At 71.5% G+C, this 23,325-nt stretch carries 18 protein-coding genes; 11 read left to right on the top strand and 7 right to left on the bottom strand.

Translation table 11 applies throughout. From position 1 onward, the window contains the following. Positions 1 to 14 precede the first annotated feature (14 nt). Positions 15 to 2,855 (top strand): adenylate/guanylate cyclase domain-containing protein, encoded by a 2,841-nt coding sequence (locus tag AB0B86_RS17050; RefSeq protein WP_357418516.1) that lies wholly within the window; start codon positions 15 to 17, stop codon positions 2,853 to 2,855. 246 nt (positions 2,856 to 3,101) lie between these two features. Here AB0B86_RS17050 and AB0B86_RS17055 read toward each other — a convergent pair whose 3' ends face one another. Next, complete coding sequence (locus AB0B86_RS17055; protein WP_357418518.1) at positions 3,102 to 4,760, bottom strand: family 10 glycosylhydrolase; 1,659 nt, start codon at positions 4,758 to 4,760, stop codon at positions 3,102 to 3,104. Between the two features lie 202 nt (positions 4,761 to 4,962). Between AB0B86_RS17055 and AB0B86_RS17060 the strand changes: the two genes are divergently transcribed. Both AB0B86_RS17060 and AB0B86_RS17065 read left to right on the top strand, forming a co-directional pair. Further along, positions 4,963 to 6,459 carry an amino acid permease gene (locus AB0B86_RS17060; RefSeq protein WP_357406645.1) on the top strand — a complete coding sequence of 499 codons (1,497 nt, stop codon included), beginning with the start codon at positions 4,963 to 4,965 and terminating at the stop codon, positions 6,457 to 6,459. Positions 6,460 to 6,559: 100 nt separating this feature from the next. Further along, positions 6,560 to 7,564 carry a LacI family DNA-binding transcriptional regulator gene (locus tag AB0B86_RS17065; RefSeq protein WP_357406643.1) on the top strand — a complete coding sequence of 335 codons (1,005 nt, stop codon included), beginning with the start codon at positions 6,560 to 6,562 and terminating at the stop codon, positions 7,562 to 7,564. Here the strand turns inward: AB0B86_RS17065 and AB0B86_RS17070 are convergent. From AB0B86_RS17070 to AB0B86_RS17080, 3 genes are all read right to left on the bottom strand, one after another. Further along, entirely contained in the window at positions 7,561 to 8,286 is a 726-nt protein-coding gene (locus tag AB0B86_RS17070) for a methyltransferase domain-containing protein (RefSeq protein WP_357418521.1), read from the bottom strand. The genes AB0B86_RS17065 and AB0B86_RS17070 overlap by 4 nt on opposite strands. Before the next feature lie 296 nt (positions 8,287 to 8,582). Further along, a complete protein-coding gene (locus AB0B86_RS17075) occupies positions 8,583 to 8,891 on the bottom strand; it encodes a hypothetical protein (RefSeq protein WP_124822832.1) in 309 nt (102 codons plus the stop codon). 38 nt (positions 8,892 to 8,929) lie between these two features. After that, positions 8,930 to 10,567 carry an ABC-F family ATP-binding cassette domain-containing protein gene (locus AB0B86_RS17080; protein ID WP_357406640.1) on the bottom strand — a complete coding sequence of 546 codons (1,638 nt, stop codon included), beginning with the start codon at positions 10,565 to 10,567 and terminating at the stop codon, positions 8,930 to 8,932. A gap of 62 nt (positions 10,568 to 10,629) precedes the next feature. On the opposite strand from AB0B86_RS17080, the gene AB0B86_RS17085 reads away from it, so the two are divergent. The 4 genes from AB0B86_RS17085 to AB0B86_RS17100 all read left to right on the top strand — a co-directional run bounded on the left by AB0B86_RS17085 (position 10,630) and on the right by AB0B86_RS17100 (position 13,335). After that, complete coding sequence (locus AB0B86_RS17085) at positions 10,630 to 11,400, top strand: ROK family protein (protein WP_357406638.1); 771 nt, start codon at positions 10,630 to 10,632, stop codon at positions 11,398 to 11,400. An 89-nt stretch (positions 11,401 to 11,489) separates the two neighbouring features. Then, on the top strand, positions 11,490 to 11,858 hold the full coding sequence (locus AB0B86_RS17090) for a tetratricopeptide repeat protein (RefSeq protein ID WP_357406636.1): 369 nt from the start codon (positions 11,490 to 11,492) through the stop codon (positions 11,856 to 11,858). Between the two features lie 121 nt (positions 11,859 to 11,979). After that, positions 11,980 to 12,234 (top strand): Smr/MutS family protein, encoded by a 255-nt coding sequence (locus tag AB0B86_RS17095; protein ID WP_007465523.1) that lies wholly within the window; start codon positions 11,980 to 11,982, stop codon positions 12,232 to 12,234. 222 nt (positions 12,235 to 12,456) lie between these two features. Continuing rightward, complete coding sequence (locus AB0B86_RS17100) at positions 12,457 to 13,335, top strand: hypothetical protein (protein WP_357418523.1); 879 nt, start codon at positions 12,457 to 12,459, stop codon at positions 13,333 to 13,335. Between the two features lie 11 nt (positions 13,336 to 13,346). On the opposite strand, the gene AB0B86_RS17105 is transcribed toward AB0B86_RS17100, so the two are convergent. The 3 genes from AB0B86_RS17105 to AB0B86_RS17115 form a co-directional block, all read right to left on the bottom strand. Continuing rightward, positions 13,347 to 13,682 carry a hypothetical protein gene (locus AB0B86_RS17105; protein ID WP_357418525.1) on the bottom strand — a complete coding sequence of 112 codons (336 nt, stop codon included), beginning with the start codon at positions 13,680 to 13,682 and terminating at the stop codon, positions 13,347 to 13,349. 249 nt (positions 13,683 to 13,931) lie between these two features. Further along, positions 13,932 to 16,115 (bottom strand): tetratricopeptide repeat protein, encoded by a 2,184-nt coding sequence (locus AB0B86_RS17110; protein ID WP_357418527.1) that lies wholly within the window; start codon positions 16,113 to 16,115, stop codon positions 13,932 to 13,934. Positions 16,116 to 16,303: 188 nt separating this feature from the next. Continuing rightward, the gene (locus AB0B86_RS17115; protein ID WP_357418607.1) at positions 16,304 to 18,649 is read right to left on the bottom strand and encodes a M28 family peptidase; all 2,346 of its coding nucleotides are present in this window, start codon (positions 18,647 to 18,649) and stop codon (positions 16,304 to 16,306) included. 391 nt (positions 18,650 to 19,040) lie between these two features. On the opposite strand from AB0B86_RS17115, the gene AB0B86_RS17120 reads away from it, so the two are divergent. Genes AB0B86_RS17120 through AB0B86_RS17135 form a run of 4 tightly spaced genes read left to right on the top strand, consistent with a single transcriptional unit; the run spans position 19,041 to position 23,221 of the window. Next, a complete protein-coding gene (locus tag AB0B86_RS17120; protein WP_357406628.1) occupies positions 19,041 to 20,240 on the top strand; it encodes a fused response regulator/phosphatase in 1,200 nt (399 codons plus the stop codon). Then, complete coding sequence (locus tag AB0B86_RS17125) at positions 20,237 to 21,970, top strand: ATP-binding protein (RefSeq protein ID WP_357418530.1); 1,734 nt, start codon at positions 20,237 to 20,239, stop codon at positions 21,968 to 21,970. The genes AB0B86_RS17120 and AB0B86_RS17125 overlap by 4 nt, the downstream gene beginning before the upstream one ends. After that, entirely contained in the window at positions 21,967 to 22,419 is a 453-nt protein-coding gene (locus tag AB0B86_RS17130) for a response regulator (RefSeq protein ID WP_357406624.1), read from the top strand. The genes AB0B86_RS17125 and AB0B86_RS17130 overlap by 4 nt, the downstream gene beginning before the upstream one ends. Next, positions 22,412 to 23,221 (top strand): inositol monophosphatase family protein, encoded by an 810-nt coding sequence (locus AB0B86_RS17135; protein ID WP_357406622.1) that lies wholly within the window; start codon positions 22,412 to 22,414, stop codon positions 23,219 to 23,221. The genes AB0B86_RS17130 and AB0B86_RS17135 overlap by 8 nt, the downstream gene beginning before the upstream one ends. Positions 23,222 to 23,325 lie beyond the last annotated feature (104 nt).

Genomic DNA, 23,325 nt, shown 5'->3' on the forward strand with positions numbered 1-23,325 from the left:
CGGAGGTTCCACGCATGTCGCCACGGATCCAGCTCCCGAGCGGTTGGGTGACCTTCGTGTTCACCGATATCGAGGGCTCGACCCGGCTGGCCCAGCTGCTCGGTCCGGACTACCGCCCGGTGCTCGCCGAGCACCGCCGGCTGCTGCGCCGGACATTGGCCAGCACGGGTGGCGCGGAGCTGCTGACCGAGGGCGATTCGTTCTTCCTGGCCTTCGAGGACGCGGCAGCGGCGCTGACCGCCTGTCTGACCGCCCAGCGGGCGCTGTCCAACCACGACTGGCCGACCGCCGAGGCCGCACCCCGGGTGCGGATGGGCCTGCACACCGGCTACGCCGAGCCGCGCGACGGCGACTACGCCAGCCCCGAGGTGCACCGGGCCGCCCGGGTGGCCGCCGCGGCGCACGGCGGGCAGGTGCTCTGTTCGGCGTCGACCGCCCGTCGGGCCGAACCGTTGCCACCCGGTGCGACCCTGCTCGACCTCGGCCTGCACCGGCTGCGCGGCTTCGACGACCGGGAACGGCTGTTCCAACTGGTCGCGCCGGGCCTGGAGCGGCAGTTCCCGCGCCCCCGCACCGCCGACGCGGTGGCGCACAATCTGCCGACCCAGGTGACGTCGTTCGTCGGTCGGCAGAGCGAGCGCGTCGAGTTGGGCCTGCTGGTGCGGCAACACCGCCTGATCACGGTGCTCGGCGCGGGCGGGGCGGGCAAGACCCGGCTCGCTGTGGAGTTGGCCAGCGGAGTCGTCGAGGCGTACCCGGATGGGGTGTGGTTCGTCGACATCGCCGCGGTGACCGACCCGGGGTTGGTGGCGTTCGCGATCGCCGCGGTGCTCGGCCTGCGACCCGAGCCGGGCCGGCCGATGCTTGACACCCTCGTCGAGTACGCGGCGGGCCGCCGCATGCTTGTCGTGCTGGACACCTGTGACACCCAGCCGGCCGCCTGCGCGGAGGTGATCGCGCGGCTGTTGTCCGGCGGGAGTGGCGTGCGGGTGCTGGCGACCAGCCGCGAGTCGTTCAGCCTGCCCGGCGAGGTGGTGTGGCGGATCCCGCCGCTCTCGGTCGACCCGCAGGCGGACGGTGCGGAGAGCGACGCGGTGGCGCTCCTGCTGGACCGTACGGCGGCGGCGCGTGGCGGCCGACGACCCGACCCGGCCGAGTCGGCCGACCTCCGCCGGGTGGTGCAGCGGCTGGACGGGTTACCGCTCGCCATCGAGCTGGCCGCCGCCCGGCTGCGGGTGCTCTCCGTCGGGCAGCTCGCGGAGCGTCTGGACGATGTGCTCGGCACCCTTGACGCGGGTCGGGAGGACCCGGACCCGCCGCCGGTGGAGCGCGGTTGGTCCGGCAACCAGCAGGACACCGTGGACCTGGTCGCCGCGGCGTCCGGGGCGTCGCCGCCCACCGCGGCGAGCAGGGCGGTGCAGCGGTCGGCCACGGAACGGCACCTGACCATGCAGGCCACCGTCACCTGGTCGTACCGGACGCTGGGCCCTCGGGCCGCGCGCCTGCTGCGGTGGCTGTCGGTCTTCGCCGGGCCGGTGGACCTGGCGACGGTGGAGTGGCTGCTCGGTGACGACCCGCTGGACCCTCTCTCGGTGCTTGTGGACAAATCGATGGTGTTGGCCGAGCCGCGCGCCACCGGCAGCACCTACCGGATGCTCGACCCGATCCGGGCGTACGCGGCGCGGCGGCTGGCTGAGGCGGGTGAGGAGCAGGCCGCCCGGAATCGGCATGTGGCCTGGTCGGCCCATGCGGTGGACCGGGCCCACCTGGGTCAGGACGGCCGTCCGGTGACGCTGTCGCTGTATGCCCTCGACCCGTTGGCCGGGGAGGTACGCGCCGCGTTGCGCTGGTGCGCCACCGGCGGCAGCGCCCGCGCCGGTCTCGGTCTGGCCGGCGGCCTGGACCAGTGGTGGCTTGAGCGGGGCCTGGCCCGGGAGGGGCGGCTGTGGCTGTTCCGGTTGTACGGGCGGATCGCCGAGACGGGTGAACGGATCCCGGAGGCGGAGCTGGCGGCGGTCTACCACATGCATTCGCTGCACGCCGGCGCGGACGGTGAGTTCGCCGAGGAACTGCGCTACTCCCAGCGGGCGGAGGCGGCTGCCCGGCAGGCCGGCGATGCCGGGCTGCTGGCCCGGGTGCTCGCCGGTCGGGCGGCACCGCTCGTGGACATGGGGCAGTTCGTCGAGGCCGAGCGGGTGTGCCGGGAGGTCATCGACTGGGCGCACGGGCAGGACGTGATCGGTGAAGCACTGTTGGCGGTGTTCAGTCTGGCCGAGCTGCTCTGGCTGCGGGGTGCCCTGTCGGAGGCGGCGGACCTGCTGGGAGCGGTCCGTCCGGTGGAGGCGGCCCGCCCGGTGGAGCGGGGTCGGCGGTCGGTGGACATGCTGCTCGGGATGGTCGCGCTGGCCCGGGGTGATGTGATCGCCGCGCATGAGCATCTGCTGGTGGCGCTGCGTTCGCGGATGGGCCACGGCTACCACGGTCGGGCGTGTGACACGTTGAACGCGGTAGCGGTGCGCTGCGCGATCGGTGGGGACCGGTTGACCGCGGCCCGCCTGTTCGGGGCGGCGCAGGCCACCCGGGCGAGCATGCGCGCCACCCCGGGGATCTACGGCGGCTACTGGGCCGACCAGCAGGCCGAATTACGCGCGCAGTTGGGCGACGCGGTGTTCGACGACGCGTACGGCGAGGGCGCCGAGTTGGGGTTGGACGAGGCCGCGGCGCTGGCCCTGGACGTGGAACACCCCGACCTGGCGGCCGATTCCACCCGCTTCAGCACCGGCCTGTCCCAGCCCGCCCCCCGCCGCCCCGCCGACCCCGACCGCCATCCCGCCACCCGAACCGAACGCGCCTAACCCCCCGGACCCTGACCCCACCCCCCACCCCCAGGGCCCGGCCGGCCCGCCGTCCCCCGCTGTCGATCATGAAGTTATTGCTGCGACACGCCGAGGCGAGTGGCAATAACTTCATGATCAACAGGGGCGGGGGCGGGGGGCGGGGGGCGGGGGCGGGGACGTCGGTGGACCAGTTGAAGTTGTAATCGGCCCAGGGAGCCCGAATGCCCCGGACGCGCGAGGCGTCCGGGGCATGCCGAGCGGCGGTCAGTGCAGCACGAATGCCGGCGGGCTCGTGGGGCTCTCGTTTGCCGACCGGTCCAGCGCGGTCAGCTGGTAGGTGTAGCGCCGGCCGGGCTCGGCCGAGGTGTCCACCCAGGACTGGGCGCCGCCGCGGGTGGCCCGGACGGTGCCGACCAGGTGCGCGGCGTCGGCGGTGGCGCACCGGCCGGGCAGCGTGGTGCCGTCGAAGCGGTAGATCGCGTACGAGGTGGCGGTGCCGAGCGGGCCGACGCCGTCAGCGGGCTGCCGCCAGGTGAGCCGGACCCCGTCGGCCTGCCGGGTCGCCTTGGTGACCACCGGGAAGAGCAGTGGCCGGGCCGGCAGGTGGGGCATGGCCGGCACCAGCGCCGGGCGGGAGTAGTGCTCACCCGCGTAGATGTCGGTGGCGCCGAGCCGGTTGGCCCGCACCTGGACGGCGGAGAAGTGCACGTTGCCCTGCACCTCCGGGTACGACCGGTTGAGCGTCAGGTGGTCGGACAGCTCACGCGGGTTCTGCCAGTACGGCCCGTACGCCGGGTCGCCGCTCTTGTAGTCGGCCTGCCCGATGTAGAGCTGCACCCGGGTGCCGCGCACCGTCTCGGCCCACCACGGCACGAGCCGCGCGTAGTCGGCCGCCGGGTACTGGCCGATGTACCAGTAGAGCTGCGGCACCACGTAGTCGATCCACTCCTGCTTGATCCACTTGCGGGTGTCGGCGGAGATGATGTCGTACGACTGGCTGCCGGTGGTGTCCGAGCCGAGCGGGTCGGCGGTCTTGTTGCGCCAGATGCCGAACGGGCTGACGCCGAACTTCACCCACGGCTTCGCCGCCTTGATCTTGCCGTTCATCTCCTGGATCAGCAGGTTGATGTTGTCCCGCCGCCAGTCGGCCCGGTCGGTGAAGCCCCGGTTGTACGCGGCGAAGGCGGCGTCGTCGGGCACCTGGTAGGTGCCGCTGGGGTAGGGGTAGAAGTAGTCGTCGAAGTGGACACCGTCGATGTCGTACCGCTTGACCGCGTCCATCATGGCGGTCTGGACGAACTCGCGGACCTCGGGAATGCCGGGGTTGTAGTAGAGCCGGCTGCCGGCCACGCCGGCTGGCGGGTAGGCGAAGGTCCAGTCGGGGTGCTGCTGGGCCGGGTGGCCGGGGGCGAGTTGGGCGAGGTCCGCGCCGGCGCCGCCGGGGGCCGGCATGGACACGCGGTACGGGTTGAACCAGGCGTGGAACTCCAGGTTCCGCTTGTGTGACTCGTCGACCAGGAAGGCCAGCGGGTCCCAGCCCGGGTCCTGGCCGCGTACCCCGGTCAGGTATTCCGACCAGGGCTCGTACGGTGAGGGCCAGAGCGCGTCGGCGGTGGGCCGGACCTGCACCACGACGGCGTTGTGGTTGAGCCGCCCGGCCAGGTCGAGCAGTTCGCGGTACTCGGCCTGCTGTGCCGCGATCCGGTCCGGGCTGCTCTGGGACGCCTTGCTGGGCCAGTCGATGTTGACCACCGACGAGATCCACATGGCCCGGAACTGCCGTTTCGGGGTGGCCGGGTCGGTGGCGCAGGTGGCGGTGGTGGTGCCGGCCGCGTCGGGGGTGGCGCTCGCGGGGGTGATGGTGACCAGGGTGCCGAGCAGGGCGGCGGCCAGTCCGGCCGCGCCGAGACGAATTGCCTTCATGCGGTGTGTCCCTTCGGTGGGGCTCCCGTGTGATCAGCGCGACAATCGGCAAGATCTGCCGATGCATATGTATCGCTGGTAGGAAATTTTCACACCCGGCTCAGAACCGCAAGGGTTCGTGGTTGACAGTTCGCGTCGCTGGGTAGCAACGCCGGTCACCGGCCGCCACGAGCGGTGGTCGCGTGGTGGGAGGGGTGAGCGCATGTCGGTGCTGCGCACAAAACCGATCAAGGACGTGATAGCCCAGGGTGAGGCGGACGGCAGCGATGGCCAGCTCGGACTGAAGAGACGGCTCGGCGCTGTCGACCTCACCGGCTTCGGCATCGGCATCGTGATCGGCACCGGCATCTTCACCCTCACCGGTATCGAGGCCCGCGACAGCGCCGGACCGGGCGTGGTGATCTCCTTCGCCATCGCCGGAGTGGTCGCTTTGCTCGCCGCGCTCTGCTACGCCGAACTGGCCTCCAGCGTGCCGACCGCCGGCAGCGCCTACACCTACGCGTACGCCACGATGGGCGAGATCGTCGCCTGGATCATCGGCTGGGACCTGCTGCTGGAGTTCGCACTCGGCGCCGCAGTGGTGGCCCGAGGCTGGTCCGGCTACCTCGCCGAACTGCTCGACCTGCCGACCCGGTGGTTCGGCGAGGAGGGCAGCACTGTCAACCTCGGCGCCATCGCCATCGTGCTGATCCTCGGCGTCGTGGCGATCGTCGGCATCCGGGAGTCCGCCCGGATCACCAACCTGCTGGTGCTGGTCAAGGTGGCCATCTGCGTATTCGTGGTGGTGGCCGGTCTGTTCTTCGTCAAGGCCACCAACCTCACCCCGTTCATTCCGCCGGCCGAGCCCGCGGGCAGCGGCGACGACGGCATCAAGCAGCCGGTCACCCAGGCCCTCTTCGGGCTGGAACCGTCGGTCTTCGGCTTCGTCGGGGTGCTCAGCGCCGCAGCAGTGGTCTTCTTCGCGTACACCGGCTTCGAGGCCGTCGCCAACCTGGGCGAGGAGACGCGCAAGCCCAAGCGGGACCTCACCCTGGGTCTGCTCGGCACGCTGCTGATCTCCACAGTGCTCTACATCGGCGTCTCGCTCGTGGTGGTCGGGATGGTGCCGTACACCGAGATCGACAGGGGTGCCCCGATCGCGTCGGCCTTCGAGGCGGTCGGCGCGGGGTGGGCGGCGGTGCTGGTTTCCATCGCCGCGGTCGCGGGCCTGACCAGCGTCATCCTGGTCGACCTGGTGGCGATGGGCCGGATCGGCTTCGCCATCGCCCGGGACGGGCTGATCCCGCCGTCGATCGCCAAGGTGCATCCGCGCTGGGGCACCCCGTACCGGATCTCGGCGATCATGACGCTGGCGGTCGCGCTGCTGGCCGGCTTCCTGCCGCTGTCCGCGCTTGCCGACCTGGTCAGCATCGGCGCGCTCTGCGCGTTCGTGCTGGTGTCGATCGCCGTGCCGATCCTGCGCCGCAAGCGGCCGGACCTGGAGCGGCCGTTCCGGGTGCCGTTCTCCCCGGTGCTGCCGATCGTCTCCGCGCTTGCCTGCTTCTACCTGATGCTCAACCTGTCGGTGGAGACCTGGCTGCGGTTCCTGGCCTGGATGCTGCTCGGCGCGATCATCTACTTCGGTTACGGCTACCGCCGCAACCGACTGGCCCAGCACGAACCGGCAGTTGCCCCAACCCCCCGCGAACCCACCGCCTGAGCTCCGAACGCCGGAAGGGCCCCCGCTCGGGGGCCCTTCCGTGTCACCAGCTCCGGGGCGAGGCATATTGTGCGCTGGGTCACCTCGGGGAGGTTGCGGAATGCGACACAGGCTCAAGGACGTGGCCGAGCGCGCCGGGGTGTCGGTCAAAACCGTCTCCAACGTCGTCAACGGCTACGTGCACGTCCGGCCGGACACCCGTGCCCGCGTCGAGGAGGCGATCGCCGAACTCAACTACCGGCCCAACCTCTCGGCCCGTCACCTGCGCAAAGGCCGCACCGGCGTGATCGCCCTCGCCATTCCGGAACTGGACATCCCGTACTTCGCCGAGTTGGCCCGCCACGTGGTCACCGCCGCCGCCGCGTGCGGCTGGACGGTGCTCATCGACCAGACCGGCGGCCGGCACGAACAGGAACGGGTGGTCGCCTCCGGCATCACCGACCACCTGATCGACGGGCTCATCTTCAGCCCGTTGGCGCTCACCGCCGCGGACCTGGCCGGCCTGGACGGCACCCCCATGGTGCTGCTCGGTGAGCGGGTCGAGCACGGCCCCGTGGACCGCGTGGTGATCGACAACGTGACCGCGGCCCGGGAGATCACCGAGCACCTGCTCACACTCGGCCACCGCCGGGTCGCGGCCATCGGCCCCCAGCGCACCGACGAGGGTGCCAGCGCCCGGCTCCGGCTGGCCGGCTACACCGACGCGCTGCGTGCCGCCGGGCTCGACTACGACGAAACCCTGGTGGCGTCCGCGTCGGCCTGGCATCGCGCCGACGGCGCGGCCGCCATGCGGGGCCTGCTTACCTCCGGTGTACGCCCCGACGCCGTCTTCTGCTTCAACGACACGCTCGCCCTCGGTGCCCTGCGCGCCCTGCACGAGGCCGGCCTGCGGGTGCCCGAGGACGTGGCGGTGGTCGGCTTCGACGACATCGAGGACGGCCGGTTCTCCATCCCCACCCTCAGCACTGTCGCCCCGGACAAGGAGCGGATCGCCCAACTGGCCGTCGAACTCCTGGCCAACCGCCTGGACGGCGACCGGGCCGCCCCCGCGAAGGAACTCTCCGCCCCCTACCGCCTGGAACTGCGCGAGTCCACCAGGGCTTAGTCGAAGAAGCGGGCCAGATGGGGTTTCGGCACGAGGTCGGCGTCCGGGGGGAGTGGGGTCAGGTCAGCGAAGATCGAGGCGCCGTCGCAGCCCGCGTGCAGCGGGTACCACCGCGGCGTGCCCGGCGGTCGACCCTGACAGATCCCCTTGAACGTCTGTACGTCCATCAGCCGGACGTGGGTCGGGTCGGCCACCGCGTTGACGTGCCCCCACCAGGGGCTCATCACGTGCAGCACGCCACCCGGACGCAACACCCGGTGGCACTCGTCAACCAGCGGCAGAAAGTCGATCAGGTGCTCCAGGATGTGCACCGCGAAGAAGACATCCACCGAATTGTCGGCGAGCGGTAGCGAGCCGGACAGGTCCGCGACGGCGTCCACCCCCGGCGCCGGGTAGATGTCCAGCCCCAGGTTGCCCGACCACTGCTTGCTCGGACCGCACCCGAGGTCCACCACCACCGGTGCCCGTCCGCCGACACCGACCCGGCACCAGACGCCGTAGACGCCGGCCAGCCGTCCCACCAGGTCCCGAACCAGCCGCAGCTCGGCGGGCTCGGCGACGTCCCCGCTGAGGTGGGCCACCCCTCGGTCGAACCGCACCTCGACCGCCAGCCCCCGCAGCCGGTCGTCGTGCCGAACCTGGTCCGCCCATGCCTGGGCGAGGGATTCGTCGATCGCCCGCAGCCGGTCGGCCGAGGGCGGAGTTTGTGCCAAAGCGACCATTCGGGCCACCTCCCGCCGCGCGATACCCGCAATCGCGCCCGGTATGCCCCGATCTCCGGAGCGATCCGTCGCGCCGTCCCGGGCAGGTCGGTGTCGGTGCGGTGTGTCGCCGTGCACCGCCGGTCCCGGCGGGGCCAGGACTAGAACGAGGCTGATTCCGCTGTGGCATCTAGATGCCACAGCGGAATCGCGCTCATCAGGGACATGCCGGGGCCCAGCGGCGGCGGGCGGCCAGCCGGAGGGCGCGCCGCTGGGCCCCGCGCGCACAGGGCACGCCGGGGCCCGGCGGCGGCACGTCAGCCGGAGAGGGTACGGCGGCCCCCACGCATTCGCTGGCGGGGCGGCGGGTCGGCCGGCTTCGGCCGCTTCAGGTGGTAGCGGTGCAACTCGTGGTTGCCGGGCAGGGACGGGTCCTCGCTCATCGCGACCAACTCCCAGCCCTGGTCGCCGGCCCGGTTGAGGTGGGCCAGCGAGGTGTCACCGTAGGGCGTCACGTCGACCATCGAGCCGTCCGGGCCGTACCAGACGAACACGACCTCCCAGCCGAGGTCGTTTGTCGCCGCCTGGCGGCGGCGGACCAGCAGGGCGTACTCCCACTTGAGCATGGCGTCATTCTCACCCCGCGCCGGCCCACGGGCACGGATCAATCCTCGGCGATCCGCCCGCCGTCGACCCGCAGTCGCCTGTTGGTCTCGATGGCGGCCAGCATCCGCCGGTCGTGCGTGACCAGCAGCAGCGTTCCGGGGTAGCTGGCCAGTGCCGATTCGAGCTGTTCGATGGCGGGCAGGTCCAGGTGGTTCGTGGGCTCGTCGAGCACCAGCAGGTTGACCCCGCGGCCCTGGAGCAGCGCCAGCGCGGCCCGGGTGCGCTCACCGGGGGACAGCGTGGCCGCCGGTCGGGGCACGTGCGCCGCACGCAGCCCGAACTTCGCCAACAGTGTCCGCGCGTCGGCGGGCGACATGTGGGGTACGGCAGCGTGGAACGCGTCGATAAGCGGCGCGTCGCCGAGGAACAGCCCGCGCGCCTGGTCGACCTCGCCGACCACCACCCCGGGGCCGAGCGAGGCGGTGCCGGCGTCCAACGGCAGCCGCCCGAGCAGCGCGGCCAGCAGCGTCGACTTGCCCGAGCCGTTCGCCCCGGTCACCGCGACCCGGTCCGCCCAGTCGATCTGGAGGTCGACCGGGCCGAGGGTGAAGTCGCCCCGGCGTACCACAGCTCCGCGCAGCGTGGCCACCACGGCGCCGGCGCGGGGCGCGGCGGCGATCTCCATCCGCAGCTCCCACTCCTTGCGGGGCTCCTCGACCACCTCGAGCCGTTCGATAAGCCGTTCGGTCTGCTTCGCCTTGGCGGCCTGCTTCTCGCTCGCCTCGCTGCGGAACTTGCGACCGATCTTGTCGTTGTCGGTGGCCTTGCGGCGGGCGTTCTTCACGCCCTTCTCCATCCAGCCGCGCTGGGTGCGGGCCCGCGCCTCCAGTCCGGCCTTGGTGTCGGCGTACTCCTCGAAGTCGGCGCGGGCGTGTCGGCGCGCGACCTCACGCTCCTCCAGGTACGCGGCGTAACCGCCGCCGTAGTGGTTGACCTGCTGCTGCGGCAGGTCCAGCTCCAGCACCCGGGTCACCGTGCGGAGGAGGAACTCCCGGTCGTGGCTGACCAGCACCGTGCCGGCGCGCAACCCGGTGACGAACTCCTCCAGCCGCTCCAACCCCGCCAGGTCCAGGTCGTTCGTCGGCTCGTCGAGCAGGAACACGTCGTACCGGCTGAGCAGCAGCGACGCCAGCCCGGCGCGAGCCGCCTGACCGCCGGACAAACCGGTCATCGGGTGGTCCAGGTCCACCGCCAGGCCCAGGTCCGCGCTCACCTGCTCGGCGCGTTCGTCCAGGTCCGCGCCGCCGAGGGCGAGCCAGCGCTCAAGCGCGTCGCCGTACGCGTCGTCGGCGCCCGCCGCCCCGGCGGTCAGCGCCTCGGTCGCCGCGTCCAACGCCGCCTGCGCGGCGGTCACCCCGGTCCGGCGGGCCAGGAAGTCGCGTACCGTCTCGCCCGGCCGCCGCTCCGGCTCCTGCGGCAGGTGCCCGACGCTCGCCGTGGGCGGGCTGAGTCGCACGCTGCCGGCCTCGACCGGCAGCAACCCGGCGAGGGTACGCAGCAGCGTCGACTTGCCGGCCCCGTTCGGCCCGACCAGGCCGACCACGTCACCGGGGGCCACCACCAGGTCCAGCCCGGCGAAGAGTGGGCGGTCGCCGTGCCCGGCGGCCAGGTCCTTGACGATCATCGTGGCGCTCATCAGAACGGGAGCCTATCCGGCTGCCGGCATACGATCCGACGGGAGCGGGCAGACTCAACGGCGTGGTGACCACACTGGCGATCGACTGCGGCGGCGGAGGCATCAAGGCGTCCGTGCTGGACGAGGCGGGGACGATGCGGGCCCGACCCTTGCGGGTGCCGACGCCGTACCCGTTGCCGCCCGCGCTCTTCGTCCAGACCCTGCTGGATCTGGGCGGGCGGCTGCCGGCGGCGGACCGGCTGACCGTCGGCGTACCCGGGATGATCCGGCACGGGGTGGTGGTGGCCACACCCCACTACGTGACCCGCAGCGGGCCGCGCAGCCGGGTCGACCCGGATCTGCTCGCCGAGTGGTCCGGCTGGGACGCGCGAGGCGCGCTTGCCGACGCGTTCGGGGTGCCGGCGCTCGTGCTCAACGACGCCGAGGTGCACGGTGCCGGGGTGGTCGCCGGCACCGGCTGCGAGCTGGTGCTGACCCTGGGGACGGGGCTGGGCAGCGCCCTCTACGACGGCGGGGTGCTCGCACCGCACCTGGAGCTGTCGCACGCGCCGGTGCGCTGGGGCACCACCTACGACACGTACGTGGGCGAGCCGGAACGGCGGCGGCTCGGCGACGCCTTCTGGTCCCGGCGGATCCGGCAGGTGGTCGACGGGCTCCGCCCGGTGTTCCGCTGGGACCGGCTCTACCTGGGCGGCGGCAACTCCCGACTGATCCGGCCCGAGCAGCTGGCCAGGATGGGCGACGACGTGGTGGTGGTGCCGAACACGGCGGGAATCGTCGGTGGCGTCCGCGCCTGGGAGTTGGCCGCCATCCGCCGCGACGCGCGAACCTGACCCGGTTTCGACGACGGGAACAGTCGCCAAACGCCTGACGTTGTGCCAGCGTCGGAACAGGTGACGGTGCGACCCGAGGAGGTGGGCAGATGGATCTTCTGGCGGACTACCGGCGGGCGACCATGTTCTTCGAAACCGGTGACCCGAGCGCGGCGGCCCGACTGCTGGAGCCGATCGTCGACGCCGAACCCGGCAACGCGGCGGTTCGACAGCTGCTGGCTCGCGCGTACTTCCAGTCGGCCCAGCTCAGCCGGGCCGAGGAGCACCTGCGGGAGTTGGTCGACCGGGACCCGAGCGACCACTACGCGCACCACGTGCTCGGTCGGACGCTTGAGCGGCTGAACCGGCACACCGACGCGCTGCGGCACCTGCGGATCGCCGCCGCCATGTACGCGACAAACGACGACTACCGGATCGCGCTGGATCGGGTGGAGACCCGGGTCAGCGGCACGCGCTGAGCGTGCACCGGTGACGTGACGAGGGGCGGTCCTGCGGGGCCGCCCCTCGTCGTCGGGCGGGCGGGCCGCCGGGCGTGCCTAGGATGGCGGGCATGGGACCTGACCGGGCGGGGGCTGTGGCATGAAGCTCAAGCTGGACCTGCACGAGATCTTCAACAAGGGGCAGGACATCGACAGGGCGTTGCGCGGGATCATGGACGAGGCGGTGGCGAAGAAGGCCACCCTCGTCGAGATCATCCCTGGCAAGGGGTCCGGGCAGCTCAAGAAGCGGGTGCTGCGGTTCCTCGACCAGAAGGACGTCAAGCAGCTCTACCACCGCGTGGAAAAGGACTCGAAGAACTTCGGCCGCCTCTTCGTCCACTTCCGCTGGAAATAGCGACAGCCCAGGCCCTGACCTGCGTCTCAGGGCTCGGCCAAGATCGGCGAACCATGATCACGCCGGGATGACAGCCTGCCCCGATGTTGGCAGGATGATCTAGTGCATCGGATCGAAGCGGAATGGGTACGTCGACTGCCGGATCTACAACTGGATCGTGTTCTTGCGCCATGTTCGCTGGAGCCGGTAGTCAGATATCACCTACTCGACCGAACGGTAAGTGTGCTGGACGAGCAGTTGCAGCCGATCCGGCAGCTGTTCGTGGACGTGCCACCCACAGCGAAGCTTCTTGCCGCTAGTCCGGACCTGGCAACCGTCGTCGTGACCGACACCCGTCGGGTCATCATCATGGCGGCGGGCCGGCCAATCCCGGTCGAGATCGCGGCAGCCGATACCGCGACGCTGCTGCCGGGCGGCCGTTTGCTGGTCACCGCGCCGGCACTCGAACGGCTCGAATACAAGGGCCGCGAGTACGACATCAAGGGCGAACACCTGGTGTTCCTGGTGGATCCAGGTTCGGGACAAGTCCTGGACCAGGCCGTTCTCGATGCGGTGGACGCCAGCATGACCACTGTGCCTCATCCGCACGACGGGTCGGTGGTCCTGGATGCCGCGATGGGTCAGGATGGCTCGTTGATCTGTGTCGTCCGGGTGCTCGAGGACAGGATCAAGGTGGAGCCGGTCGCCGAGAACGTGGTCGCGGCGAGCTTCGCACCGTCCGGAGATCGCCTGCTGCTCATGCCTCACCCCAGTTTCGATAATGAGATATCCATCCTGGAATGGCCGAGCCAGCGTCCCCTTGCTCGGCTGCACGCTGACGATCTGGCAATCGACGACTTCGCGTTCACCCTGTACGGATGTTTCCTGAGCGACCGGCGGGTGCTGCTCGACACCTACGAACACGGGCTGTTGCTGTGCTCCGGCGAGCTCAGCCCGGTGGCATGGGTCAGCCTGAACCCGCCCGCTGAAACGAGCGACGTGGAGGTGTCGACAACGCGGGTGTCGCCAGCGGCCGTGTTCGGTGTCGCAACTGACGTGTTCACCGCCGACATCCGGAATGGGTCCCTCTCCTGGACCCTTTGGCGAATCCCGCCTTCGTGAGTTGACGGGGCTTATCGAACCCCGGCTGGGCAGTCGATGGGCGTGGGAGTGATCTCACGGGGGCCACTGGTCTCCCGGCGAACTTCGAAGCGTACGCAGATCTGGTAGGACATCTCTTCGTCGGCCAGCCAGCCGTCGGATGCGCGGCCCACCATCGTGACCTCTACCGTGGCCAGCAGACCCACCCCGTGCTCATCCGGATCGTGCACCGAGGCGGTGAGCCGTTCGCCTCCGCTTTCGGCGACGAGGCGGTCGAGCACCGACTGATTGCTTTTCCAGCCCCTCAGACCGAGTGAGTCGGTCGCCCACGGCTCGGTCTCGTGGGCGATCTGTTCGGCCCTCGCCACTACCGAATCCCGAGCTCTCTCGTGGCCCGAGAGGGCGCATCCCGTGCAAGGCAGCACGGCGAGGCAGGTAAGCAGTGCCCTGATGCCTGTCCGACCCCAGCGGGCCGGATCGGGCGCCCGTCGCCTGTCGATTGTGTGTCGCGGCATGCGGCAAGCACATCGTCGATCCCGCAGGCGCGCATCCGTCCCGGTACTCAGACTCTGGCCGCCAGGACGCTCGATCGCTCCTCGGCGGAGCGCACCTACCCGTCAGCCGCTGCGCAGCCGGCGCAGCGCGTGTTCGATCTGGAGGGTGTCCAGGTGGGTGTCCCCGAGCAGCCGTCGTCGGTCGGCCAGCAGTTCGTCGAACGCCTCGATCGCCGGGTCGACCCGTCCGTCGAGCAGGAGCACCACGGCCAGGGTGGCCCGGATGGCGAGCACTTCGTTGCGGTCGGCGTACCGGGGCTCGACGGTGGCCAGGGTGGCCCGCAGTTCCGCTTCCGCCTCGACGAGCCGGCCCTGCGCCTGCATGCAGCGGGCCAGCGTGTGCCGGGCCTGCCAGGTTTCGGGTTGGTTGAGCGGCCAGCGCCGGTAGTAGACCTCCAGGAGGGTGTGCATCATCGCCTCGGCCTCGGGCACCCGGTCCTGAGCGAGCACCGCGAGCGCCAGGCTGTGCCGCATGAACATGGTGTCCCAGTGTTCCGGACCGCGGACCTGGTCCTCAGCGGCGACGATCTGCCGCAACTCCGCCTCGGCCTCCGACCACCGCCGCTGTGCCAAGATCGCCGTTGCGAACCGGTGCCGGCTGTCGAGGGTGTCGGCGTCGCCACTGCCCAGCACCCGGGTGCGGGCCGTGATCACGTCGCTGAGCATCCGGTCGGCCATCTCCGACTGGTTGCGTTCCAGCCAGGTACGACCCAACTCGTGGCGCAGCGCCAACACCTGTGGATGGTCCCGGTCGTGGTCGTACGCGGCACAATCCCGCACCACCGGTTCCAGGAGGTCGAAGGCGGATCCGGGGAGGCCGTTCGCGATGAGGTAGCGGGCGGCGAGCCGGGTCAACTCCAGTGCGCGGCGTACCGTCTCGGGGTCGTGTTTGTGTCGCTGTGGCACCAGGTATCCCCGGACGACCTCGACCACGTGTGGCGCCAGCACGTTCCAGTTGGGCCAGCTCTCCCCGTCGTCCGGGTCCTGCCCCTCGGTGGCGGCGAGCAGCAGCTTCACGACCAGGCCGTGGTACTCGGCGATCTGCTCACGGAACTCGTCGCGGTCGCGGACCATGGCGCGCACCATGGGTTGCATCGACAGCACGTGCGCGAAGGTCGGGTCGCGGACGTCCTGCCGGACGTCGAAGTCGACAAGGGCGAGGTCGCCGAAGCCCTCCAGCGTCTTGACCGACTCGGGAGCGGTGAACCCCTTGAACAGCGGCGACCCGGCCAGGATGGCCGGCTTGCGCACCGCCTCGTAGGGCACCGGGGAGAGGCTCAGGCAGGCCAACACGTTGAGCAGCGGCCGGCTGTGGTGTAGGCCGTGGCGAGCCAACAGATCGAGTGAGATGTCGTAGTTGTTGCGGACGATCTCCAGGCCGAGCAACTCGTCGAGATCGACGTCGGTGGCGTCGAGTGGGGCGAGCAGCGGCCGCCGCACAGCGGCCCCGTACTCAGCGAAGGTGGTGATGGCGGACGAGCCGCGCCAGACCGGGCTGGCGTGCACCCACCGCAGGTAGTCGCCGGCGGCCCGCAACGCCAGCGGCAGCCCGCCCAGTTTCCGGGCCAGTTCCCGGGCGTCGGTCAGGTCACCGGCCGGCGTCCCGGCCCGGTCGAGCAACACCTGCGCGCCGGCCTCGTCGTCGAGCGCGGCCACCTGGTGCAGCGTCGACCAGGTGCCCCAGGTGGCCGGGTTGCCGTCCCGGGTGGTCACGACGACCATGCCGTCCTCGGTCGCGGGGCGGCGCAGCCAGCCGGTGCCGTCGGCGAGCACTCCGTCGGCGGGCCCCAGTGTGGCCGGCTCATCCGCACTGTCGAGGATCAACAACCAGGGTTGCCTGGCCTGGTCGAGGTAGCGCCACACCAGGTCGGGCGCGCTTGACATCCCGGCCCAGGCCCGGTCGATCTGAGTCTCCGACGCGCCGAGTTGGCTGGCCACCTCCCGCATCCCGGAGTTGAGCCGGCCCGCCGGCACCCACCAGACCATCCGGCCGTCAGCCCGGGCCCGGCGGGCGATCTCCAGCGCGACCCGGCTCTTGCCGGAGCCACCCATGCCCCACAGCACGTGCACCGAGGCCCGGTCCGCACCGGCTCCGGGTGCCCGCATGAGTTCGTCGAGCAGGTCGTCACGCCCGCGCAGTGGGCTGTCGAGCCGGCCGAGCGGTGGGTCGACAGAGACGCGACCCGGCCGGTCGTACGCGGGTGGCCAGGGTCCGCCGGCATCCTCGGGTGGAGCGTCCGCAGTCAATGCGGTCCCCCTTCGGTGGCGAAATCGCGGTGGCCTGCGGAAGCTTCCTGTCGTTTCGGCATCAGTCGGAGGGATCGTTCCCGCACCACGTCACGCGCAAGGGTATCCATCCCGCACCGGCTTGCACATCTCTGCGTACCTGACCGGTTCGGCGGAGGAATCACTCCGCCGAACCAGCATCCGGCCGGTCAGAAGGGATACGTGCGGGCGACAGCGAGCATCTCGGAACTGTGCGACCCGACGACACCGACGCCCGGCGGCCGGGGGCGGAATCCGGGCAACCCGTCCAGCCCGTCGCTGGCGTCCAGCACCCGCAGCGACACCTGAGGTGCCCGCGGTACCACGGTCAGGGTCACCTCGATGCCCTCGGGCGGTGGGGCGTGGAAGACCACCCCGAACCCCCACCGGTCCAGCGCGGCCTCCTCGACCGTCGGCTGCCGCTCCACCGGTACGGCCCGACCGGCGACCTCCGCCCGCTTCACCTCGGCGGTCTTCGCGTCCACGTGCAACGACACGAGGCGTACCGTCCGCTGCGGCACCACCCGGACCCGCAGCGTGCGCTCACCGCCGGAGGTGCTGTCCGACACCAGTTGCACTGTCGGTGCCGGCAGGTTGGCGTTCGGGGCCGTGCCGACCCGCAGTGACTCGTCGCCCAGGACGGGGAACCGCTCGCGGAGCGACTCCCGCGCGACCGGGTCGACGTGCTCGGCCGTCCACGGTTGCAGCTTCTCCTCGTGGGTGACCCACTGCGCGTCGCCCGTGTCGGTGTCCAGGGCGTACATCAGGTGGGTGGGCGCGGGATGGGCGGCGTCGAACCGGTCGACGCCCAGCCCGACCCCGGCGAGCACCACCGTCGCCACGGCGGCGGCTGCCGCCGGCAGCACGCCGAGCCGGCGGGCCCGCAACGCCCGCAGGCCGCGCTGGCCGCCGGCCTGCGGGTGCAGCAGGTCGACCACCGGCAGCGCGGTCAGCCCGAGCAGCACCGCGACGAGCGCGGCCACCCCACCCATGCCCATGCCCAGCGCGGGGAAGAGCAGCACCACAGTGGGGAGGAGGATGACCACGCCGACCGCCGCGGCGGCGGTCACCGCCACCACCGGCCACGGCCCGGTCTGCCGGGTCCGCAGCGCGACCAGCCCACCGAGGGCGCCGGCGAGCGCCGGCACCGTGGTGAGGTACGCCCCGCCGGGCACCGCCACGGCCAGCAGCACCCCGAGCAGCGCCAGCCAGGCCAACCCGCCCACGGCCAGCGCGGCCGGGCCGATCCGGCGGCGCAGCAGCGCGTACCAGGCGAATACGACGGCAGCGGCCAGCGCCACGATGGCCAACCGGTACCAGACCGGCCGGTACGGGTCGAGTAGTTCCGCGTACCCCGGTCGGATCGTGGTGATCGCCAGCCAGAGCAGTTGCGCGGCGACCGGCGCGACCACGATCGGCAGCAGGGCCAGCCCGAAGCCGGCGGCCAGCCGGCCGGTGCTGGCCCGACCCCGCCGACGGACCAGCCAGCCCAGCGCGACCACCGCGGCCACCGCGAGCAGGGCCAGCGGCAGGGTGAGCGTGCCCGGGTAGCGGACCAGGCCGCCGGGGACCGGGAAGTAGGTAGCGTCGTGCCCCGAACGCAGGTCGGTCAGGTCGGTGCGGCCGAACTCCCGGGCCAGGCCCAGCGCGTTGTCCCCGTGCTGCTGGAGGCTGCCCCGGTCCATCGCCGAAGGCGTGTCCAACGGCGTGTGGTAGATCGCCCCGCCGTCGATGTACGCCGAGTTCAGCCCGACGAACTTCTGGTCCAGGAACGCGGTGAAGTCGGTGTCGTTGGGCAGTGCCCGGTAGATCTCCACAGCGAACGAGGTGCCGACCGGGTGCGGCGCGGCCCGGCCGAAGACGTCCACGAGCTTCGCGTTGTTCCGGGACGTCTCAAACATGATCACCGGGCCGGTGGAGCCCCGCGCCTCCAGGTTGAGCACCACCCCGCCGTCGGCGGCCAGCGGATGGCTGGCGGCGAACGCGGACGCGCCGCAGAGGCACGCCTCCTCCGCGTCGGTGAGCACGAAGACGATGTCGTTGCGGGGCCGTGGGCCGGTGGTCAGCGCGCGGGCCACCTCGAGGATGGTCGAGGTGCCGGCCGCGTCGTCGTTGCCGCCCGGCCCGGTCTGCACCGAGTCGTAATGGGCGACCAGGAAGACCCGGCCGGTCGAGTCGGTGCCGGGCAGCCGGGCCACCACGTTGCGGACGCGGGCCAGTGTCGCCCCGCCCGCCGCGCCGCTGAGCTGACCGGCCTCCGGCGCCACGGTGTCCTGCACCTCGGTCTCCAGGCCCAACCCGCGCAACTGCTGCTCAAGGTGCGCGCGAACCTGGTCGTTTGCCGCGCTGCCGGCGACGTGCGACCGGGCGGCGATAATCTGGACGTCCTCGTACGCCCGGCCGGCGCTGAACTCACCCGCCGGCGAGTCAGCCGGCTTCGGTGTCGGGGTGCGCAGGTCGAGCAGGCTGCCGGCGCCGACGGCGGCAAGCGCCACAAGCGCCGCCGCGGCGGCCACGAGCCGCCGGTGCGGCCGGGTCAGCGCACGATCCGCGGGGGGTACGCCGGGAGTCGGACGGGGCGGTGTGCCCGTCGTGGCCGGGGTGGGGGGTGCGCCCACGGGAACTCCTCGGGGTGGTGGGGCCTGGGGTGGCATCATCCTGCCCCCCAGCCGTCCCGGCCGGCATGGCCGGTACGGCCCGGTGTCGATCACCCACCTGGTCTGTCCCGGGGCGGGCAGTGATGCGGCCCATGCCCGCCCGTGCCGTGGGCATCGTGTTGTGTGCGACCGTTGTCTAATACAGGATCAGCAGGGCACTCGGAAGGAGGCCGACATCACCAGCGAACTCCCGCGCCTCGCGGCGGTGACCCGGCCGCACCGGGGGTCCGGCTCGGCCGGATCCCCAGTTGTGCCGTACCCGCACGGTGGCCTGGCGCGGCACGCCAACCTGCCACCTGGCGAACGGTTGCGGGTGCTGCTGGTGGAGGACGACGAGGGCGACGCCTTCCTGGTCGGTGAGCTGCTCGCCGAGACCAACTCGATGATCGACCTGCTGGTCGCCACCAGCCTGCGCGAGGCGCGGCAGCGGATCAACGACGTCGACTGCGTCCTGCTCGACCTGGGCCTGCCCGACGCGCAGGGGCTGGACGGGCTGCGTCAGGTGCTGGAGATGTCCAGCGGCGCCGCGGTGTGCGTGCTCACCGGCCGCTCGGATGAGCACCTGGGTGTCGTGGCGGTCGCCGAGGGCGCACAGGACTACCTGGTCAAGGGCCAGGTCGACGGGGTGCTGCTGACCCGGGCGCTGCGGTACGCGGTGGAGCGCAAGCGCGCCGACGAGAACGCGCGCCGGCTGCGGGAGGTCGAGCTGCGCCAGGCCGAGTCGGCCCGCCTCGAGCGCGGCCTGCTGCCCCAACCGCTGATGACCACCGACCAGGTGGCGGTGCACACCTTCTACCGGCCCGGCCGGCACGCCGCGCTTATCGGCGGGGATTTCTTCGACGTCGTGCAGACCCGTCCGGACCGTCTCGACCTGATCGTCGGCGACGTCTGCGGGCACGGGGTGGACGAGGCCGCGCTCGGCGTCGAGCTGCGGGTGGCCTGGCGGGCCCTGGTGCTCGCCGGAGTGCCGGACGACGAGGTGCTGCCCGCGCTCGAGCAGGTGCTGATGAGTGAGCGCCGCCTGCAGGAGATCTTCGCGACGGTGGCCACCACCAGGCTCGACCTGGACGCCAACCGCGCCACCGTCCGACTCGCCGGGCACCCGCCACCACTGCTGCTCGCCGGCGGCCGGGTCGTCCCGGTGCCCGCGCCCGGCGGCCGACTGCTGGGCGTACGACCCCGCCGGCCGATCGCCTACGACCTGGAGTTCGACACCGATGACTGGTCCCTGCTGATGTATACCGACGGCCTCATCGAGGGGCGGGTGGACGCGGGCAACGACCGCCTCGACGTGCCGGGGCTCAGTGGCCTGCTCGACGAGCCGGCCAACCGTTCGGTGGCGCTGCCCGAGCTGCCGGCCTGGCTGGTCGGCCGGGCCGAACGGCTCAACGGTGGTCCACTGGCCGACGACGTGGCCATGCTGCTGGTGAGCCGGGGTGGTGGCCGGTGAAGCCGGTGGCCGGCGGCTGGAGTCTGCGCCGCCGGGTCATCACGCTGCTCACCGTCGTGGGGGTGCTGCTGATCGCCCTGGCCGGCGCGGAGGCGGCGATGGCCGCCCGCAACCGCACCCAGATCGACGCCGTCCTGAACGAGACCGGCCCCCTGCGGGTGCAGTCCCAGGAGCTGCTCAACGCGCTGCTTGACCAGGAGACGGCGATCCGTGGGTACGCGGTGAGCGGTGACCAGGACGACCTGAACCCCTATCGGGAGGGGCTCGCCCAGGAACAGAGCGTCATCGTCTCGATGCGGGCGCTGCTCGGCGACTATCCACAGATCAGCCAGGAGCTGCGGACCGTCGAGGAGCGCATCACGCAGTGGCGGCAGTCGGTGGCCGAGCCGGTGATCACCACCACCGAGCGCAACGGCACCAGCGCCGGCCAGGCACTCGTCACCGAGCAGGCCCGGCAGCAGTTCGACGAGGTGCGGATGGCGGTGAACGATCTCCAGGAGGAGGTCCTGGCCGCCCGGGAGCAGACCGCCGACAACGTGCGCACCAGCAGCAACGTGCTTGTCGTGCTGCTGATCGTCGCCGCCCTGGTGGTGGTCGTGGCCGGCGCGGTGCTGCTGCTCTCGCTGGACCGGATGGTGGTCCGACCGCTTACCGGCCTGGCCGTCCAGGTTCGCGAGGTCGCCGAGGGTGACTACCAGCACCGCATCGCCACCACCGGCCCGCCGGAGTTCATCCAGCTCGGCGACGACGTGGACGCGATGCGCCAGAAGATCGCCGCCGACCTGGCCGAGGTGCGGGCTGCCCGCGAGCGGATCGAGTGGGTCAACAGCCAGTTGCAGAAGCAGGCCGAGGAGTTGACCCGGTCCAACCGGGATCTGGAGCAGTTCGCGTACGTGGCCTCGCACGACCTGCAGGAGCCGTTGCGCAAGGTGGCGAGCTTCTGCCAGTTGCTCCAGCGTCGCTACGCCGGGCAGCTCGACGAGCGGGCCGACCAGTACATCGCCTTCGCGGTGGACGGCGCACAGCGGATGCAACGTCTGATCAACGACCTGCTCGCGTTCTCCCGGATCGGCCGGCTCACCACCGGCTTCGTCGAGGTCGACCTCAACAAGGTGATGAGCGACGTGGCCGGCCAGACCGAGGCCGCCCGGCAGTACGCCGACGCCGAGCTGACCTGGACCGATCTGCCGGTGATCTCCGGTGAGGAACCGCTGCTCACCAACCTGCTGGCCAACCTGGTCAGCAACTCGATCAAGTTCCGGCGGGCGGAGGTGCCGCCCAAGGTGCACGTCTCGGCCCGGTTGGTGGACGGCGAGTGGGAGATCACCTGCCAGGACAACGGCATCGGAATCGAACCGGAGTTCGCCGACAAGATCTTCGTGATCTTCCAGCGGCTGCACTCGAAGGACGCGTACCCGGGCACCGGCATCGGGTTGGCAATCGTCAAGAAGATCGTCGAATATCACGGGGGCCGGGTCTGGGTGGACACCGACGTGCCGGAGGGCACGGCGATCCGGTTCACCCTGCCGGCGCTTCCGGCGGACCTGGAGGCGACTGCCGCCGTCGACTCGTCGGAGCAGCCGCCGGACCTGCCGGCGGGCGACGCCACGCCCTCGAACGAGACCGCGGCAGCGCCGGCCGAGCAGTCCGACGGGTCGGACCGGCCGGACCGGGCCGACGAGTCGCCGGAAAGCGGTAGAACGGGTGACATGAGGGAGACGGTGGGATGACCGCGCCTGCGGATGGCAAGAGCCCGATCGAGGTCCTGCTGGTCGAGGACGATCCGGGTGATGTGCTGATGACCCAGGAGGCGTTCGAGGAGCACAAGCTGCGCAACCGGCTGACCGTCGTCTCCGACGGCGCCGAGGCGCTCGCCTACCTGCGGCGGGAGGGCCAGTACGCGGACGCGGTGGTGCCCGACCTGATCCTGCTCGACCTCAACCTGCCCCGGCGCGACGGCCGGGAGGTGCTCGAGGAGATAAAGAACGACCCGGAGCTGCGCCGGATCCCGGTGGTGGTGCTCACCACCTCGCAGGCTGACGAGGACATCCTGCGCAGCTACCAGCTGCACGCCAACGCCTACGTGACCAAGCCGGTGGACTTCGAGCGGTTCATCTCGGTGGTCCGCCAGATCGACGAGTTCTTCGTCAGCGTGGTCAAGCTGCCGCCGCGTGGCTGACACCCTGCTCGACGATGTCGGCGACCTGCTGCGGGAGGCCGCCGACCAGGTCGTGCTGCCGTTGTTCCGCAAGCTCGACGACGCCGACGTGTCGGAGAAGGCGCCCGGTGAGGTGGTCACCGTCGCCGACCGCCGGGCCGAGGAGCTGCTCTCGGCCGGGTTGCGCCGACTGCGACCCGGCTCAGAGGTGGTAGGTGAGGAGGGGGTCGCCGACGACCCCGGCTTGCTGCGGCACCTGCGCGACGCCGGTGACGTCTGGCTCGTCGACCCGGTCGACGGCACCGCCAACTTCGCCGCGGGTCGCCGGCCGTTCGCCCTGATGGTGTCGTTGCTGACCGACGGACGACAGGTAGCCGGCTGGATCCTCGACCCGCTCGCCGACACCCTCGCCGCGGGCTGGGCGGACGACGGCACCCTGCTCAACGGCCAGCCGGTGGACGGCACCATCCCGGTGCCGCCGCGCGGCGGGCTACGCGGCGCGGCGATGACCCGGTTCCTGCCACCGGAAACCCGCGACCAGGTCCGCGCCGGTGGTCGGCGGATCGGCGAGTTGCTACCCGGTCAGCACTGCGCCGGTCGGGAATATCTGGACATCCTCACCGGTGAGCAGCAGTTCGCCCTCTTCTGGCGCACCCTGCCCTGGGATCATGCCCCGGGCAGCGTGCTGGTCCGGGCGGCCGGTGGCGTCGCCCGCCGCTTCGACGGCGTCGACTACCACCCCGCCGACGACGGCCGCGGGCTGCTCGTCGCGGCGAACGAGCAGGTCTGGACCGAGGTGCGGGACGCCCTGCTGGCCCCCTGATCCAGGCGTTGTGCGACGGTGCCGGGACGCTCCGTCGACATCCGGGCGTCCCGGGTCGCAGAGGGCTGGTCACCGGCGCGCAGTCCGGTATCGTGACGGCGGTC

The sequence above is a fragment of the Micromonospora sp. NPDC049047 genome, from assembly GCF_040649135.1.
Taxonomy (GTDB): Bacteria; Actinomycetota; Actinomycetes; order Mycobacteriales; family Micromonosporaceae; genus Micromonospora.